This is a genomic window from Nocardia vulneris (assembly GCF_001613425.1).
Classification (GTDB): domain Bacteria; phylum Actinomycetota; class Actinomycetes; order Mycobacteriales; family Mycobacteriaceae; genus Nocardia; species Nocardia vulneris.
On the sequence record NZ_BDCI01000003.1, the window covers coordinates 69,442 to 84,810 of the forward strand.

The 15,369-nt window shown below is 63.3% G+C and carries 12 protein-coding genes; 3 read left to right on the top strand and 9 right to left on the bottom strand.

Annotation, left to right across the window (positions count from 1 at the left end; all coding sequences use genetic code 11):
• Positions 1 to 233: 233 nt before the first annotated feature.
• The 6 genes from NVU01S_RS04785 to NVU01S_RS04810 form a co-directional block, all read right to left on the bottom strand.
• Positions 234 to 671: a hypothetical protein gene (locus NVU01S_RS04785; protein WP_043678307.1), complete on the bottom strand. Its 438-nt coding sequence runs from the start codon at positions 669 to 671 to the stop codon at positions 234 to 236.
• A 104-nt stretch (positions 672 to 775) separates the two neighbouring features.
• Positions 776 to 2,458 (bottom strand): VWA domain-containing protein, encoded by a 1,683-nt coding sequence (locus NVU01S_RS04790; RefSeq protein ID WP_043678309.1) that lies wholly within the window; start codon positions 2,456 to 2,458, stop codon positions 776 to 778.
• Between the two features lie 47 nt (positions 2,459 to 2,505).
• Complete coding sequence (locus tag NVU01S_RS04795; protein WP_043678365.1) at positions 2,506 to 3,666, bottom strand: AAA family ATPase; 1,161 nt, start codon at positions 3,664 to 3,666, stop codon at positions 2,506 to 2,508.
• 76 nt (positions 3,667 to 3,742) lie between these two features.
• Complete coding sequence (locus NVU01S_RS04800) at positions 3,743 to 4,159, bottom strand: hypothetical protein (protein WP_156161844.1); 417 nt, start codon at positions 4,157 to 4,159, stop codon at positions 3,743 to 3,745.
• 783 nt (positions 4,160 to 4,942) lie between these two features.
• Positions 4,943 to 5,653, bottom strand: a complete 711-nt coding sequence (locus NVU01S_RS44090; protein ID WP_167829438.1) for an AfsR/SARP family transcriptional regulator — start codon at positions 5,651 to 5,653, stop codon at positions 4,943 to 4,945.
• A gap of 1,284 nt (positions 5,654 to 6,937) precedes the next feature.
• Entirely contained in the window at positions 6,938 to 7,348 is a 411-nt protein-coding gene (locus NVU01S_RS04810) for a DUF8176 domain-containing protein (RefSeq protein ID WP_156161846.1), read from the bottom strand.
• A 4-nt stretch (positions 7,349 to 7,352) separates the two neighbouring features.
• Here NVU01S_RS04810 and NVU01S_RS43150 point away from each other — a divergent pair, with 4 nt between their 5' ends.
• Positions 7,353 to 7,493: a hypothetical protein gene (locus tag NVU01S_RS43150; RefSeq protein ID WP_156161847.1), complete on the top strand. Its 141-nt coding sequence runs from the start codon at positions 7,353 to 7,355 to the stop codon at positions 7,491 to 7,493.
• Positions 7,494 to 7,632: 139 nt separating this feature from the next.
• On the opposite strand, the gene NVU01S_RS43155 is transcribed toward NVU01S_RS43150, so the two are convergent.
• Positions 7,633 to 8,712 (bottom strand): hypothetical protein, encoded by a 1,080-nt coding sequence (locus NVU01S_RS43155; RefSeq protein WP_156161848.1) that lies wholly within the window; start codon positions 8,710 to 8,712, stop codon positions 7,633 to 7,635.
• Positions 8,713 to 9,206: 494 nt separating this feature from the next.
• Between NVU01S_RS43155 and NVU01S_RS04830 the strand changes: the two genes are divergently transcribed.
• Both NVU01S_RS04830 and NVU01S_RS04835 read left to right on the top strand, forming a co-directional pair.
• The gene (locus tag NVU01S_RS04830) at positions 9,207 to 10,592 is read left to right on the top strand and encodes a cytochrome P450 (RefSeq protein WP_244896303.1); all 1,386 of its coding nucleotides are present in this window, start codon (positions 9,207 to 9,209) and stop codon (positions 10,590 to 10,592) included.
• Positions 10,593 to 10,614: 22 nt separating this feature from the next.
• Complete coding sequence (locus NVU01S_RS04835) at positions 10,615 to 11,628, top strand: GAF domain-containing protein (protein ID WP_156161849.1); 1,014 nt, start codon at positions 10,615 to 10,617, stop codon at positions 11,626 to 11,628.
• A 351-nt stretch (positions 11,629 to 11,979) separates the two neighbouring features.
• Here NVU01S_RS04835 and NVU01S_RS04840 read toward each other — a convergent pair whose 3' ends face one another.
• Together NVU01S_RS04840 and NVU01S_RS43160 are read right to left on the bottom strand one after the other, a co-directional pair.
• On the bottom strand, positions 11,980 to 13,290 hold the full coding sequence (locus tag NVU01S_RS04840) for a serine hydrolase domain-containing protein (RefSeq protein ID WP_209444864.1): 1,311 nt from the start codon (positions 13,288 to 13,290) through the stop codon (positions 11,980 to 11,982).
• Between the two features lie 959 nt (positions 13,291 to 14,249).
• Positions 14,250 to 15,368, bottom strand: a complete 1,119-nt coding sequence (locus NVU01S_RS43160) for an MAE_28990/MAE_18760 family HEPN-like nuclease (protein WP_156161850.1) — start codon at positions 15,366 to 15,368, stop codon at positions 14,250 to 14,252.
• Between the last annotated feature and the right edge of the window lies 1 nt (position 15,369).

Here is a 15,369-nt window from a genome sequence, read left to right on the forward strand (position 1 = left end):
GCGGTGGCCGCCCAACCAACAAGGTCGTCTTCGAAGTCGTGGGCGAACCAGGTCAAGATTCGCCGCTCGGCCTCGACGGCGGTCGTGGCGTCGGCTGCACAGGCCAGCTTTGCTGTCGTATCCGAGAGCGGCCATATCCGGATCGGATACCGCTAGGTTGTCGCTACTGATAAGTGTGGCGGCCCAACGGTATTGGGGGACATCCGGATACAGGCAGCTCGGGTAGGTAGTGGTCATCGGTGGCGCTCCTCCCGGTTCGGCTGGCGGGAAGGGAGTCGCCAGCTCGTGCGATCGTCGCCGTCGAACTCGCCGTCGCTGCCGGTCGCGCACGCGATAACCGCTCGTGCCGCTTCGACCGGTGTGGGGTAGTGCGTGCCTGTCAGCCTGCCCGAGGTGATGTACACGGCGCTGGTGTGGGGGTCGAGTACGGCGTTGGTTCGTTTGTTGCCGTAGATCGCGAATATCGGTACCGCGCAGGGTTCTTGGGAAGTGGGTACGGTGATCAGCCGTGTCGCTTCGGCTGCGATGTCGAGCCACAGCTCGATACTGTCGGAGCCGTGCTCACTGGAGCAGAAGGTGTCGTGCAGCGCGGCGGCCAGGGCGGCTGGCAGTGGCACCGGAGCCTCGGCCCTGCCAAGGGCAATCGGACCATTGAATGCGTTGCTGTCCATTGCGATTCCTTCCGGTTGTAGGGTTGGTTCGGTCCTTGTTCGCGTCTGCTTGCCGATACCGCCGTAAACACATCCGCTCCCGGCGGGGCACGGACAAGGTGGTGTTACGCGGTACGGACGGCGGCGGTAGCGGCGCGTGCGATGGCGGCGGCGGTGTCGGCGAGTTCGTGCACGGTCGCACCCGTGAACGGGCGGGCGTCATCGAGATCGGGTGCCAGCCACAGCACGGCGCATCCGCTGGCCCGCAGCCGATCCAGCCGCTGTTGTCCAGCGGCGCGGGGTCGGGGTTGGAACCGGCCGTCGGAGATGATGACCAGAAGCCGCGTGTTGTCCGGCTGCGACAGTCCAAGTGCGCCGTCGAGAGCGTCTATGGCGATCTCGATGGCTTCCCAGCTGTCAGGTGCTTCGAATTCGGTCACCAATTTGGGGGCGGGGCCTGGGTAGGTGACCGGTACCACCGTGGCACCGAAGGTCACCGTGGCCGTGTCAGCGGGCATCATTGCAAGCTGCGCGGCGGTGGCGAGAATCCATGCCGCCGAGGCGACCTCGGCGGTGTAGTCATCCATCGACGCCGATATATCGCAGGCGATGCCGATCCGCAGCGGCGGCACCGGCACCGTTTTACGGACCGTGCGGGTGAATGGTTCGGCGTTCGGGACCGCGCCGGTGGCGCGCTGGGCTTCTCGTGCCAGTACCCCGCGCATCCGTAACCGGCCGGGCGGCACCGCCGAGGTGGTCTTCACGAGCGCACGTTCGCGGGCACTGGCGGTGTTCAGGGCGCGCGCCAGGACTCGCGCGGCGGTGCGTTCTTCGTCGCGCGGGACGCGCGTACGGTGTCTGGCCACCCGCCGGGAACGGGGCCGAAAAACCGCAGCGGCTGTTGTGCTGGCGCGGTCGGTGTGCGTCCGTTCTTGTTCGGCTTCGGCATCGGCGCGATCGGCCGGGTCGAGCGGGTGGCAGTCGGCAGCGACGCTCGTTGCGATATCGCCTAGCGTGGCGATGATGGCCGCGCCCAGCACCGAGTCTGGTTCCGGGTCGGTGTGCGGATCGGGACCGGTCAGCGCATACCAGCGCCGTCCGAGTTCGAGCATGCCTTTGGTGTTGGTGTCGGATAGCCGGTGCGCCACCCGCCACAGAAACCGCAACTGCCGCAACACGTCCCGGCCGAGCACCGACTCGATCGCAGCGGCGGCAGGCGCACATTCGGCAGCGGTCAGCACACCCGCATCGATGCGCGCCAACATCAACCCGGCGGCACGCGCGGCAGCGTAACGGGAGGGCGCGAGTTCGGCGGTCGCGGACGCACCCCCGGCATCGGCGAAAACCAGCTCCAGGGTGCCCGCGCGCAGCCAAAACCGGTCACCGGGTCGGTCGCGCAGATGGGCGGCCTCGATACGGGACTCCTCCAGCAACATTGCCGCATCGACGACCGGGGAGGCAGCCTTCGGCGACGTCCAGCGGGTGTGTGCGGCGTGCGCGCACTCATGGGTCAGCGCACCCCAAGTGGGGGCGTAGCGGCGGCGGTCGGCATACCGCCACGGTCGCGCTGTGGCGGGATCGATACCCAGGTTGTCGCCTTCGATGGCGATCACGGCCAGCTCGGGGACGAACATCGCCAATTCGCCACCCGCCGCGCCGGGCGCGATCACCACGGTCAGATCGTTACGGTTGGCAATTGCCGGGGTTTCAGCGGTCATGGCCTCGGACAGGGTCGCCCACGCAGTCCAAGCGGACGGGCGGCCCACGGCGGGGGCGGTAGAGCCGGTGACAACGTGTGTCGCGGTCATGGCGGTAAATCCCTTCGGGCAGCGGAGGTTTGGGTACCGAGAGCGGTTCAGCGGGTGAGGCGCGCACCCAGCGCGAGGGGTTTGTAGCTGGTGCCGAACTCGGTTCGGACGGCCTCGGCGACGATGGCGCGGTCCTCTTCGGGTGCGGTGCCGAGCAGATTCGCGGCAGCGGTCGCGGTATCGGTAGCGTCGGCGATCTTGGCGAACGCCAGCAGTTCACGAAGTTGCGGAGCCCACCCGATCTCCCCTCGTGCCACCCGCCCCGCCAGTGCGCGTGCCACACGTATCGCACGCTGATCAACGCCGAACCCGGTAGCGAGTTCGTAATCGGAAGACACTTCCACCTGAAACGCGAACCGGGACGCGAGCGCCTCGGACAAGATCGCGCCGTGCACGCCGGGATTGTGGCCCGCAACCACGAAGAACCCGGGCTCGGCAGTGACGATCTCCCCGCTGTGGGCTTTGACGACGACCTCGCGGCGGCCATCCATCGCCGGATACACCACGGCGAGCACGCTGGGCGGGATCAGGGTCGCGTCATCGATGAACAACACCGACCCTTCGCGCATCGCACGCACGAGCGGGCCATGGGCGAATTCGAAACGGCCGTCCGGGGTTTGGACATAGTCGCCGACGAAGTCAGCGACTGTGGTATCCGAATCACCTTGTACGGTCACAAGGTCCGGGTAGGCAGCCTCGATCAGGCTGGTTTTGCCCGTACCGGGCGGACCGTACAACAACACCGGTACCCCGTTGGCGCGCATGCGGGCCAGCACATCGACATCCGACAATCCCGCCAGTGCGCGCGGGTAGTAGGTTTGCCCGCTCGGGCGCACTACTGGGGCAGCGGTTACCGGGGCCGTTGTCGGCACGGCAGGGGCGGGCGTTGCGGGGCGCGATGGGGCCGCAGGGGGTGCGGTTGTGGTCCGGTGCGCAGAAGCGGCGGCAGCGGTCTCGGCATTGGCGCGGTAGCGGCGCGGCGCGTCCTGGGTGCGGTCAGCGTGTCCGTCACGAACCAGCACTTCCAGTGCGTTACCGATCGCACCCGATGACCGTCCGGTGATTCTTGCGATCTCACGGGGACCGAATTCGGTGCCAGGATCGTCGGCCAACGTCTGCGCCACCAGTCGGCGCAATTCGCCGTTGCCCAACCGCCTACCCGACGCGGGGGCGGCGGGGGCGGTGGTGGTGGGTACCGGGGATGTCATCGCGAACTCCTTCACGGGGTGAATCGAACGGGCGGTTGGGTGCGTCGTTGGCCTTACCAGGCCCGGCGCGACGCGTTCAGATGTGGCAGTCGGTGAAATCGAATGGGCCATCGTCTTGCCATGCGACCGAATCGGTCGCCGCGTCCCACGTGGCGCGGGCGATCATGTCATCGACCACGCCCCACGTGTCGGCCCGGAATTCTGCGCGGGTTACCCATGCGACATCGACTTGGAAGTCCCAACCCGACCCATGCTGGGCAACATCGGCCCGCAATTGTTCTTCCGCCCATTCCCGCGCGCTGGCCAGCGTTTCGAATGGCTCAAAATCATCCGCATCCCGCACACTGGCGGGCGCAACGAAACTCTTCAGCGCGACAATCAGTCGATCATCACTTGCATGGGTCATCCGACTCGCCTCCATTCGATGCTTGAACACCAGGCGCGGCACTAGCGAATTATTCACGCAGGAATAGCGCCGCCGCAAATCCGACATTACCGGGAATTCTGGATTTCTTTTATATGTCGAGCCTAGCTCGACTCGTCAGGCAATGCAACTCATTCAGCACAAATTTTCTAATCCATTTTCGCAGTTCAGGGCCATATTTGCACAATGAATTTGCGCATTCCATCGACAATTTCAAGTTATTCGAAAAGCGCAGCGAAGCTGCACATAGACAAGGAAGTACCTAGATGGCCGCCGGGGGACGACTACTTCACGAACAGAAACATGACTCCAGCAGCGTCGCCTCGACCCCCACCGCCATCGGCCCCATGTTGATATTGCCCTGGCGGGGTTAGGACCCTGGGCGGCATAGCACGGACAATAGTGGCCACGACCGGGCCCCCGCCCAGAGGGAAGTGTTGCGACTCAATCGCAACAGAGACTGACCTACCGAATGCAACACGGATTGGCACACAGAGTAATTACCGCGCACCCTCGTCCCACGAGTCCGCAGCCTCGGGCTATCCGGTCGCAAGTCGGCTTCCAACTCCATAGCTACGAGATTCCCTCGAATAACCTTCAGGTGTTAACTCAGTGCCACAACCATTCGAGCCTACCCCAAGGCCGCCCTTAAGGAAGAAATAACATCTACTACTTGCATCTAGCATATATCTTTTACATCAGCATGCACACCCATCATCGGCGTCATAGACATATTCAGTACCACAATTCAACCATCAAGTCGACATAGACATTCCCCATTTGACATTTACTAGAAAGAGACCTATCTCAGCCCAACCCCTAGCTAAGAGACCCCACCTGAGCGCTCAAGACTTACCTACTGGCACCACATTGTTCTTTTAGCTGGCGAGCGAGGGCTTGTGTTTCCCGGCTCGGCTTTTCCCCGATATCGGCGAGGTGCCGGGTAAGCAATGCCAGAGTGTCGTCGATAGCGTGGTGTTCTCCCAAGCGGGCGTGCAGGCGCAGGAGGTCGCGATAGACGAGCTCGTTGTACGGGTCGATGACCAAGCCGGTTTCTAGCCAGAGCGCAGCACCACTCGGGTCGGTGCCGAGCAGGGTCTGGGTGAGCGCGGCAAGGGCGGCGATCGCGTCTCGACGCGTAGCCTCTCGCATCGGGACGAGCCAGCCGGCGTCCAGATCCGCGGCGAGCACGCCCGAGGCGGCGAGCTCGACAATTCGCTCGCAAACCTCCCGACGCTCGACGGCGGCCGCGGTTCGGCGGCGAGCCACGGCAGCAAGGAACTCGGTGTAGTCGGCCCTCGTCACGCCCTGGTCCAGACGGAGGCGGCCGGACGCGGTGTCCACTATCCGAGTGACGGCGCCATCGGTGGCCTCCGCTACGGCGGTGCGAAGCCGGGCCAGGGTGGTGCAGACGGCGTTGCTGGGCCGCCGCGGACCCCGCTCGCCCCACAACGCATCCACCAGTTGTGTGCGGGTCAGGCCGTGCGAGTGTGTCGCCAACAATGCCAGCACCTCCCGGCTACGCCGCTGCAGCCGTCCCGTGATCTCTACCTCGGCGACCACGCAACCCTGTTCAGGCCGGGATGGCTGCCACATCACACGCACGGGCCCGAACAACTGCACCGTGAGCGCTGGTGGCAACTCGGCGGGCGCGGCGGCACGCTTCGCACGTGGCGCGGCGTGTACGACCGGCCCTCGCCCAGCGGGTGTGGCGACCGCGGCAGTGAGTGGCACATTGCGCCTTGAAGTACGGGCTGGAATGGACGGGGCGCAGGTCGGCGCTGGGAGGTGACCGGCCGCTGCGCGCGGCCGAGTCGTGTCCTGCCAGCCGGACGCGGATGGCGGCTGATCATCTGCCGCAACGCCAGGGGTTGGTGCGGACCTGTCCAGCGCCACCATATCCGTCTCAGTTCCGTCGACCGTGTCAGTTTCACGAAGAGTCGGCGGCGCGGATCCCACGCAACCCGCAGTTGGCGCGAGCACATTCGGTACTGGCAGCGGATATACCGACGGCTCGAGCGTGCCGCCAGATCGGCGGGCAAGGTCACGCCGCCACCCGTCTCCTCCTCCTCCGCGCTGCGTACGATCTGCCGTCGAGCACGGTCCTGGTGTCGCCATTGCGAGTTGAGCGCGGATCGCCCGGCCTACTTCGCGCGCTGCCACGACGAGGCGGTCCCCGCGCGGCCTTCTCAAGCCTGACGGCACCAGCCTTGCCGTCGGGTTCGTACTCCATGGCAACCATCCCAAGACTGGTATCTGTAGCCGATTCAGATAGTCGTCCTCGCGACCGGGAAGGCGGCCAACGAGCACGACGCCTCGGCGCCGGCTATCCGCGGTGAGCTCGCGGACACGCTGACCCGCGAGGAGAGGGTCGGTCAGGTCAACTCGAACAACAACGACGATCGCGTCGGCACCGGAGACAATGGACTTCATGGCCGAAACCGGCCATATCGCACCGCAATCGGCGAACACCACGGCCAACTGCCCCGCCACCTCTGTCGTTTCGGGCACCGATCTTCTCGCTGCCGCAAGCCTCGGTAGATGTAGCACTGGAACGGTCCCCACCGACGAGCCTGACCTCCCGGCGAGACAGAGCCCATCGACAGACTCGACCGGGGGACCATGAACGACCTCAGAGGCCACGCCCGACCTGAGGTCTGCATCGACCATCAGCGCCGGTTCCGGGCCCGGCCACGTCGTCGCGAGAACGGCCGTCGTCGTAGTCACTCCCATGCCGGGACCGAGCCCGGCGATTGCTATCAACATCTCACACCTCTTCTCGCACTCAACGTTTCGTCGTTGGTCTCGCGCTCGGCCCGAACCGGCGGGCCGAGCGGCCTGCGTAACTCATTCGGCGGTGATGGCAGTAATGACCGAGTAGCCGCCACTGGCGCTGGTGGTGATCCGTTGCCTCCACAGGGTTTCCGGCTCCCCCGGCCGATGCTCACGCACCTGCACGTCGTACAAACCTGGCAGCAGGCGTTGGATACGCACACAGAACGCCGCCACGGATTGGGAGTCGATTCCCGCCTGGATACCGGCAGCGTCCAAAATCGCCGCACCATCCGCCACCCACCGCCGAGCCGCGTACCCGTCGCGAGCCGAGTAGTAAGCAGTCTCGAACGCCACAATTGCGCTAGCGCCGGTGTCCGGCGGCAACAGCGGTGGTCCGGTCACCGGGACCGACACCGTGCCCGTACCGCCCGGGCAATCCCGCGCGGTGCCCGCCACGATCGGCAAACCCTCATCGAACGCCACCGTCGTGGGTTCCAAGGTCGCTGGCGCGGGCGGCCTCGGCCCCACCGCCACCGCCACCGCCAACGCCACAGCGGTCAAAATCGCCGCACCGAAAAACCCCCAGCGGGAACCCGGCCAGGAACTCCGACCGGAACTCGGCCACTGAGGCGTCTCTGACCACACCTGCGCCTGAGACGCAGACCCCGCGACGAGCCACTGAGCCCACCCGGTCGTGTTATCAGCGCACCCCGGCTCGTCCAAGTCGACCCAATCCTCCCCATCCTCTGGAGGGATCCGATGCGTGATCATGGCCACCACACTGGAAACTGGGCGGTTACCGACAACACCGCCTCAACGATCGAAGGCCCGACCTCCTCGACCCAATCAGCCACGGGATCGGGCAAGCCCGCGGCCTCGGTCGGGTCGGGCAGTATCGCGGCGACCGGCTCCAGCCCCTCCGGGACCGCCGGCGCCTCGCCCTCGTCCGCTCCCAAGGCCGAGCTGATCGCGGGATCGTGCAACCCCGCCGTGTTCAGCACAGACGCCACCCTCGTGGCGGCGAACGCATTCCATGCGCGCTCTTTGTCTGCGAGCTCCTCCGGAATCCACTGCGGCCGAGGAAAACCCAGTGAACCGACACACACTGCATCTGGCGGCGATTTCGCGTCCGCGTCGTCAGAGAACCCGACACTGCCGTCACTCATCAGTACGGTCGATGCCGTGCGCCCCGAGCTGCTGGTCGCGGATGTCAATGGTCCCGGCACTGGCTCGTCGTTGCCGCGGAAGTCGGTCGGTGAGGGAGTTGAGGGCGCAGCTGCGATGGTTTTAGCCGATGGTGGAGCAGTGACTCCGGCCTGGCCCGCGCCGGGCCGAGGTGGGGCGATACCCGGCTGTCCTGTGGGCACGGCGTGCCCGATCGGCAGCGCGAACACCAACGCGGCCAATGGAACCATCGTGGCGGTCGGCCACCGATGCCGTCCTCGCCCCAGAAACGGCAGCCGTCGGGGGTGGCGAACTGGCACGAGTTGCGCCGCTCTCGAGGGAACGATCCCATCGATCGCACTCCCCCGCAACGAGGACCACATTCCCCCAGGCACCAGAACGGGCAGGTAAATCGCCCGCACATCCAATCCATGAGCGCTTAGAAAGTCGTGCGCAAATTCGACCCGGGCGATCACCGCGTCCGAGACCCGGCACGGTGCAACCGCGATGAGCACGACTCCAGTCGACTCCGCGGGGACGAACGTCACGGGATCGATATCCAGCCGGGCCACGAACTGGCAGGCCACGACCTGCCGCCCCCACAAACACACAACCCAGATTCCCACGGCATGGGCGTGCTCACCATCGGCCTGAACAGCAGTAACCAAAGCCGTCTCGATCATCCGATCACTGCCACCTACTAGGAGGTTATTCATCACGCACTCCTTCGTTCATTGACAACACCGAGCAGGGATTCCATTGCGAGGCAATTTTTTTCGAGCCCGCAGAAGATCCCGCAAAGACCGCATCGGCACGATTCGCCACGCCCGCCCGGACACAGCGCTCTCCCGAACACAACCGAACGACCGCCCGCTCTCGGGTATCAGGGACAGCGGAAGGGAAGGTCAACGAGGGAGTTGCACGATGCGCCAACCTCGCATCGCCGACGAAGGGCGAAGTGATTGACCGACGAATAGCTGACATGGCGTCCTCCGTGAGGTGTTTCCACGCGCGCAGGCATACGGAACCAGCGCCTCGTGTGGAGTTGGACCTCACGGCCGGGGACTAGCCACCCAGCACGTGTGAAGTGAATCACATACTCCTGATAGTTTCAAGCGGAAGAACAAACTAACTGTCCTGATAGGCGGCCAACTCCACCCGATGACTGTGAGAGCCTATGAGTATGACCTTGACGTCCGGCACTCTGCCGATCGACCGGCTTCCTCATGCCCCCGGCCGCCTCCCACTGCTGGGCGACATATCGAGCGTGGACCGCGTTCGCCCGACACAGCACGAAGCCAAGCTGGCCACGGAACTCGGGCCAATCTTCCAGCGCAAAATTCTCGGTGCCCGACTGGTGGTAGTAGCCGGTGCTCGACTCGCTGTACAGTGTTGCGACGAAAATAATTGGGGCAGAGCGCTTGTCGGGCCGACCGCGAACCTCAGGATGCTCGCTCCCGACGGGCTCTTTTCCGCGCGCAGCAGCGATCCTCTGTGGGGGCAAGCTCACCGCATCCTCGCCCCCGGTTTCACCCAGCAGGCCATGCGCGCCTACCACGACGCGATGAGTTCGGTCGGCGACGACCTCGTCGCCGAATGGTCGACTGCGGGCGGCTCGGTGGATGCGCACTCGGCCATGACCCGAGCCACCGTGGAGGTCATCGGCCGGGCTGGATTCGGCCAAGACCTCGGCCTATTCCACCCCAACCCCGACAGCAGCGCCGCGCAGCGATTCGTACGCGAGCTCGACTTCGTCTTGCGCTGGGCGGGTGAGGCTACCAACGACCTGCCGATCGTCGGCAATCTGCGAGCGCTCTGGCGCACACCAGGGGTGAAGCGCAGGCACGCCGCGATGTGTGACTACGTGGACCGCATCATCGCCGAACGCCAAGCCCGCCCAAAGGACACCGGGGACCTGCTCAACCTGATGCTCACCACAGTCGACCCAGAGACCGGACGGACGCTGCCACTCGACAACGTACGCAACCAGGTCATCACGTTCCTCGTGGCCGGTCACCTCACCACGGCCGCGCTATTGCAGATCGCGTTGCACTACCTCGCTTCCGACTCAGACCTTCAGCACAAACTCGCCGACGAGATCCGCGCCCGGGGCCACGACTACGACGGCGTCTCGGGTATGAGGTTGACCCGGCAGATGCTCAACGAAGTCCTCCGCATGTGGCCCATCGCCCCCGGCTTCTTCCGCGTCGCCCGCTCAGACCAGAACGTCGGTGGATACGAAATCCCAGCCGGTCGTGCGGTTTTCGTGCTCAGCCTCGCCGCGCAGCGTGATACCGACGTCTGGGGACCCACCGCCAACAGTTTCGACCCCGACCGATTCGATCCGGCGGCGCTGCGCCGCCATCCTGATCGCTTCTTCAAGCCCTGGGGAGCCGGGCCGCGAGCTTGCATCGGCCGCGTCTTCGCTATCCACGAGGCAACCGTGCTGCTGGCCCGCATTCTCGACGCATTCGTTCTATCGACCTCCAACGAGCTGCGCATCCGCGAACGCGCCGCTCTCAGCCCCGAACCGGTCACTCTGCACCTGACACCCCGACCGTAAGCGACCCGAAAGAGGAGCCCCAATGACGTGGTACCTCGTCGAATGCCTAGGCCCTTCCTCGATGAGCATCGTTGCCAAAGACGGACTGCGAAAGGAGTGGGTCTCGATCTTCCGCGTCGAACGCGACGAAGGCATCGATGCGGTGGGCGCACTCAACTGGACACACAGCAGCGGCTCACACCTGGAGCAGCGAATGCCGGGCCGCTTCGGCGACCGCCGGGTAGAGATCGTGCCAGTCCTGGGGCCCGAAGATGACGTATATGCCATGCACCTATGGATCGGAGACACCAGCGCCGACGCTCCCCAGCCCAGACCCGCCGCCGGCCTCCGGTTCAACCTCGGCGAACTCCAAATCCAGCAACGGCTTGAATCCTGGCTGATGAGCACCAACGACGCATCAGCCTGGAAAGGCATCAGATCCCCCGGCGAGATATTCCGGAAAGTCTTGCGTTTCGATGACATACCTCGACTCATCGAGATAGCGAACGCTCCTACCCCCGACGCGCAGTTCGAGTCGAGCCTGTGCATCCTCCACGACGACGGCCACCTGATGAATTGGCAAATCATGGCACGCGGACGAAATGACGAACGCCACGTCGGAGTCCGCGCCCTCACCCACGACGTCACCGACATCGACCCACCAGTCGTCGGCCCGTTCGAAACGCTACGCCTAGCCGACGAAGATGCCACCGACGGACCCGCCGCGGCGCTCCTCGCCTTCCCCGCTCGCTCAGGACCACCGACCATCTCATCCTGGATCGGCAAGGTGCCCACTTGGATCGACTGGCAACGCGACGGGGATACGGCCCTCATCCATCCCGATTCCTGGACCGCACTCAGACGGACCCAAGCCATGCTCGAACCAGCCTGCCCCACAATCGAAATCACCACCCGTGCCCGCATCCGGGCCAACACTGACACCGGATGGCAACCAGTTGACATCACCTCCAGCCGATATCCCGGCGAAGTCGGCCGCATCCTGCACATCATCCGCATCACTAAAGCCGACGGCAACAGCAACCCACAACAGCCATAGGCGCATCAGACTCAATCGAACAAGTCTTCCCTTGAGCACGACATCGTTCGGGTGCCCGTTCATCGGCAATGTGATGCTTTCGCATAGACACGGGCCCCGGAGACAGGATCCTAATGGCGTTGCCTCCGATGCCTGGGAAATTTCCGCGGCAAATTCGCGAACTCAACATCTGAGAAAATCTCGGTTGAGCACTTCGGATCTGCCCAGCGACGTATCATTCCGTCCACAATCCGAGCACCACGTGCGCACACCTCCCCACGGCCGGGTGACCGTCCGCCTTGGCATGACACGGGCTTCGGCGCATCTCCGTCACGAGGGTACCGGGCGCGGGCACGGAGGTTAGCGGAATGGTCAGCCGTTGCAGGTCAAGATGTTGCAGGTGCTGTTGGGAAACAGGTCTGTTAGCAGGACCGAGGGGTCTGCGAACTTGAGCGGGTCGAAGTTGAGATTCATCGGTGGGGGTTGATACGGGCCGGGGTCTGGGATATGCGTGTCGGTGACGGCGCGCATGAGGATGCGGAAGAAGTTGTAGTAGAGGTCGGAGGTGCCGGGGTTGGCGCTAAGCACGGTGCCGATATCGGGAGCGACGTCGCCGAGGGCACCGATCCAGGTGACGGTCATGCGCAGGCTGGGGATGACGAAGTTGTTCTGGTGCAGGAACCCCACCATGGCGAATAAGTCGGCGGGCGCGCTCGGGATCATGCTGTGCGCCACCGTCATCGCGGAGGGGAAGTCGGCGCTGGTGCACGACTGGCCGCGGTTGGTCCAGAACAGGTAGCCGTAGCAGCCGTTGGTGAGGGTGGGTTCGGCTGCCTGGCGCAGATATTGCTGCGACAGCACGCGGTGCCCGTTCCAGACACCGCCGTTCTGGACCAGCAGGCCGAGTTTGGCGTACTGGTGCGCGGGCATCATGAGGTTCGAGGATCCATAGGTGTTACCAACACGGTCCCGCAACCAAACATAGTTGTCTGCGGGGATTCCGATGGGTCCGAACAGGTTCTCCTGCGCGAAAGCTTGCAGGTCTTGACCTACTGCCCGCTGCACAATGAAGGCGAGTAGGTCCACCTGGCGCTGGCCGTAAGCGAAATGAGTGCCTGGCGGGTAGTCGAGTGGCTGAGCGAGCGCTTCCTGCACAATATCGGGATCCGCCAGCAACGACGCGGCCTCGCTGATGATCGACTGCCGCAGTCCCGACGTCTGAGTCAGCAGATCACCGATAGTGATGTCGCGATGGGCATCGTCTCCCCACGCAGGTCCGGCGGGCAGGTACCCTCCGATCGGATCATCGAGGGCGAGCAAACCGCGCTCGGCGGCGATGCCGGTCAGCAAGGAGACGATCGACTTCACCGAGCTCCATATCGGTAATGGAATCGAGTCGATCGCCGGCTCAAGCGATCCGGCCCCGACCCGGCAGTTGTTGCGGAAGATCTGCACCGACACACGCATGTGGGAGGTTGCGTAGTCGATCGCTTGTTGGACCGCGCTGGGGTCCAAGAATTGCGCTTGTGGTGGTGCGGCCTGGAATTGACTGCCCGAGCGAGGTAGGGCACATCCCAGGTCGAGCGGTCCAGCTTGGGAAGTCGGGAACGTCACAAAGGCCAGACACCAGGTCAGCACCGCTACGACGGTCAGACCCCGGGCTGAATCAAACAGACGTATCACCTCGTCACCTCGTCGTGATCGCGGTCGGGTCGTTCTGAACGTGATGAGTGCGCAGGATGCGACCCGCGTCTGACTCTAGCTCCGATTGCAGCCAGGCTCCACGAACCACCCCTCCGTTCCAGAAGACCCGCCGAAATCCACGTGAGCAACGGCGGCCGATGCCCAAAAGGTCCTTATACCGCGTGCCGCCGTCCACGGCGAATCGGCTCGAATTTCACGTCATCTCGGTGTCGCCGCTGATCCAGCTGCGACATTAGGGGCATCGTTGGCGACTTCGCTGATCGTCAGTCCGACTTCGGATGCCGCGCGCCAGACGGCTGTGCCGAGAGTCGGAGAAAATCCATACCACTCCACTGCAATGACTCGCGCAGGCGATTCTCAAAAGTAGGCCCTACAAATCGCTGGTGGACCGGACTTGTGTACTGCCGCCACCGCGAAGGATGACGCGCACTCGGTCCCACGTGGATTGCCCCATCGTGACCAGAATCTGCGAGGCCATCTAGAGTTGAAATGATTAGTTCAGACCAGTGCCTCGCTTTCCATCCAGCGGGTCGGTGAGTACCCCATGCTGCCACGACCAGGGAGGCCATAGAGGCTTCAGACTTGATTCGAACAGCCAGTTGACTGAGATCAACAAGTCCCGAAAGATGACCCAATTCCTCCGACGACCGGGACGGCACCTCGATAAGATTACAGATGACGATCTCGTTTGCTCCCAGTACTCCTCTAAGTGTCTGCAAATTACGCCAGGAAGTGGTGAGAGACGTCTCCCTCAAAGGCGGATTGCAGAGCAAAGCAAGAATTCGAGCACCTCTACAACGGCGAAGTACGTCGTTCAACCTAAACCTCCGTTGCTATAATATTTCACCTGTCCGCTGCCCAGGACTCTTAGCGGAGCCATCCCACTTAGCGACAGGCTCGGCATATATATAAAAATTCGCCGCGCGGCAATTCGCGCACTAATCGTCGGCCAGCAAGGCCACTGTCGGCTGCTGGGTGAGAGCAGAACTCAGCGCACCTGCAAGTCGTTGCCACTGCGGAGGGAACGTCATCAAGGTTGCCTCTTGCGGCGCGGTAACACCGAGATCTACACCAAACGGACCAGCGCCGGGCATCGCTACGGGTACAGGAGTCCGGTCAACCTGAATGCTATTGATTGTGTAGCATGCTTTCTTTTCACCACCCTGATAGACCAGCGAGCCAGGCCGCACCTCTACAGAGACGTCCAGCAGATTGACGATGGATTTAACCTGCGTATCGGAATTCTTCCAAGCATTCCTAACCGTGCCCAGTTCAATTCCGAAACGATCCAGGAGAGCAAAGAGTCTGGAATGTGCAATTCTACGAAAAATCCAGAGATCATATCTATAAATAGCGGCGGCGACGGCCCGGAGCGTCTCCAAATCCATTATTTCTGGATCCGCGCCGTGAGCAATCACATTTCTACGCTGCGTAAGGTCATCCAGAACAGATTCAGGTGTCGTATAGATACCATTTAGTGCGCCAAAGGGAAACTCGCCATAGTCGGACGCAATCGCTTCACTTGGCAGTGCGAAGTCCAAACGGCGAAGGACGTCTCGTATAACACTGGGCTTGAAGTTCGCACTGCTGTGGGACATCGCCGCAGAATTTAACTGCACGGTGCCGTCGAGGCACGCCGCGAGGTCGTAGATTTCACCTAGCAGCGAAGAACCATCCGATGCACTTGGGCGGCGCGCTAGGTCCTGGAACCGACTGAGGGTCTGCTCAAGATGACTGGATCGTACGACATCAGGTAAATCCTCGTACCGAGAATACATTTCAGCCATGAGCTGTGTCATAACTTCCATGAGGTCTCTGACGAACCGCTCATGGATAGTATATATCAGAATAATTGAGAATCCGTAGGTCTGACTGCGCCACGTCGATCCGGCCAAGATTGGCGAAAGTTCTCGCATTGAATCAGCGAGCTTTCCGCTGGCTTGAGAAACATCGGATTTGCGGAGATTTTCCAGGCTATTAACCAGGCGGAAGAAATCAGCCATTTGCCCAACAGACGCATTCAGCCGGATCACCGGCGCAAACAGGTTGGTCGACATC

Bases quoted from the DNA above. Each gene is read 5' to 3' on its own strand.
- NVU01S_RS04785 (WP_043678307.1), bottom strand. From the start codon at position 671: ATGGACAGCAACGCATTCAATGGTCCGATTGCCCTTGGCAGGGCCGAG.
- NVU01S_RS04790 (WP_043678309.1), bottom strand. From the start codon at position 2,458: ATGACCGCGACACACGTTGTCACCGGCTCTACCGCCCCCGCCGTGGGC.
- NVU01S_RS04795 (WP_043678365.1), bottom strand. From the start codon at position 3,666: ATGACATCCCCGGTACCCACCACCACCGCCCCCGCCGCCCCCGCGTCG.
- NVU01S_RS04800 (WP_156161844.1), bottom strand. From the start codon at position 4,159: ATGTCGGATTTGCGGCGGCGCTATTCCTGCGTGAATAATTCGCTAGTG.
- NVU01S_RS43155 (WP_156161848.1), bottom strand. From the start codon at position 8,712: ATGATCGAGACGGCTTTGGTTACTGCTGTTCAGGCCGATGGTGAGCAC.
- NVU01S_RS04830 (WP_244896303.1), top strand. From the start codon at position 9,207: ATGAGTATGACCTTGACGTCCGGCACTCTGCCGATCGACCGGCTTCCT.
- NVU01S_RS04835 (WP_156161849.1), top strand. From the start codon at position 10,615: ATGACGTGGTACCTCGTCGAATGCCTAGGCCCTTCCTCGATGAGCATC.
- NVU01S_RS43160 (WP_156161850.1), bottom strand. From the start codon at position 15,368: ATGTCGACCAACCTGTTTGCGCCGGTGATCCGGCTGAATGCGTCTGTT.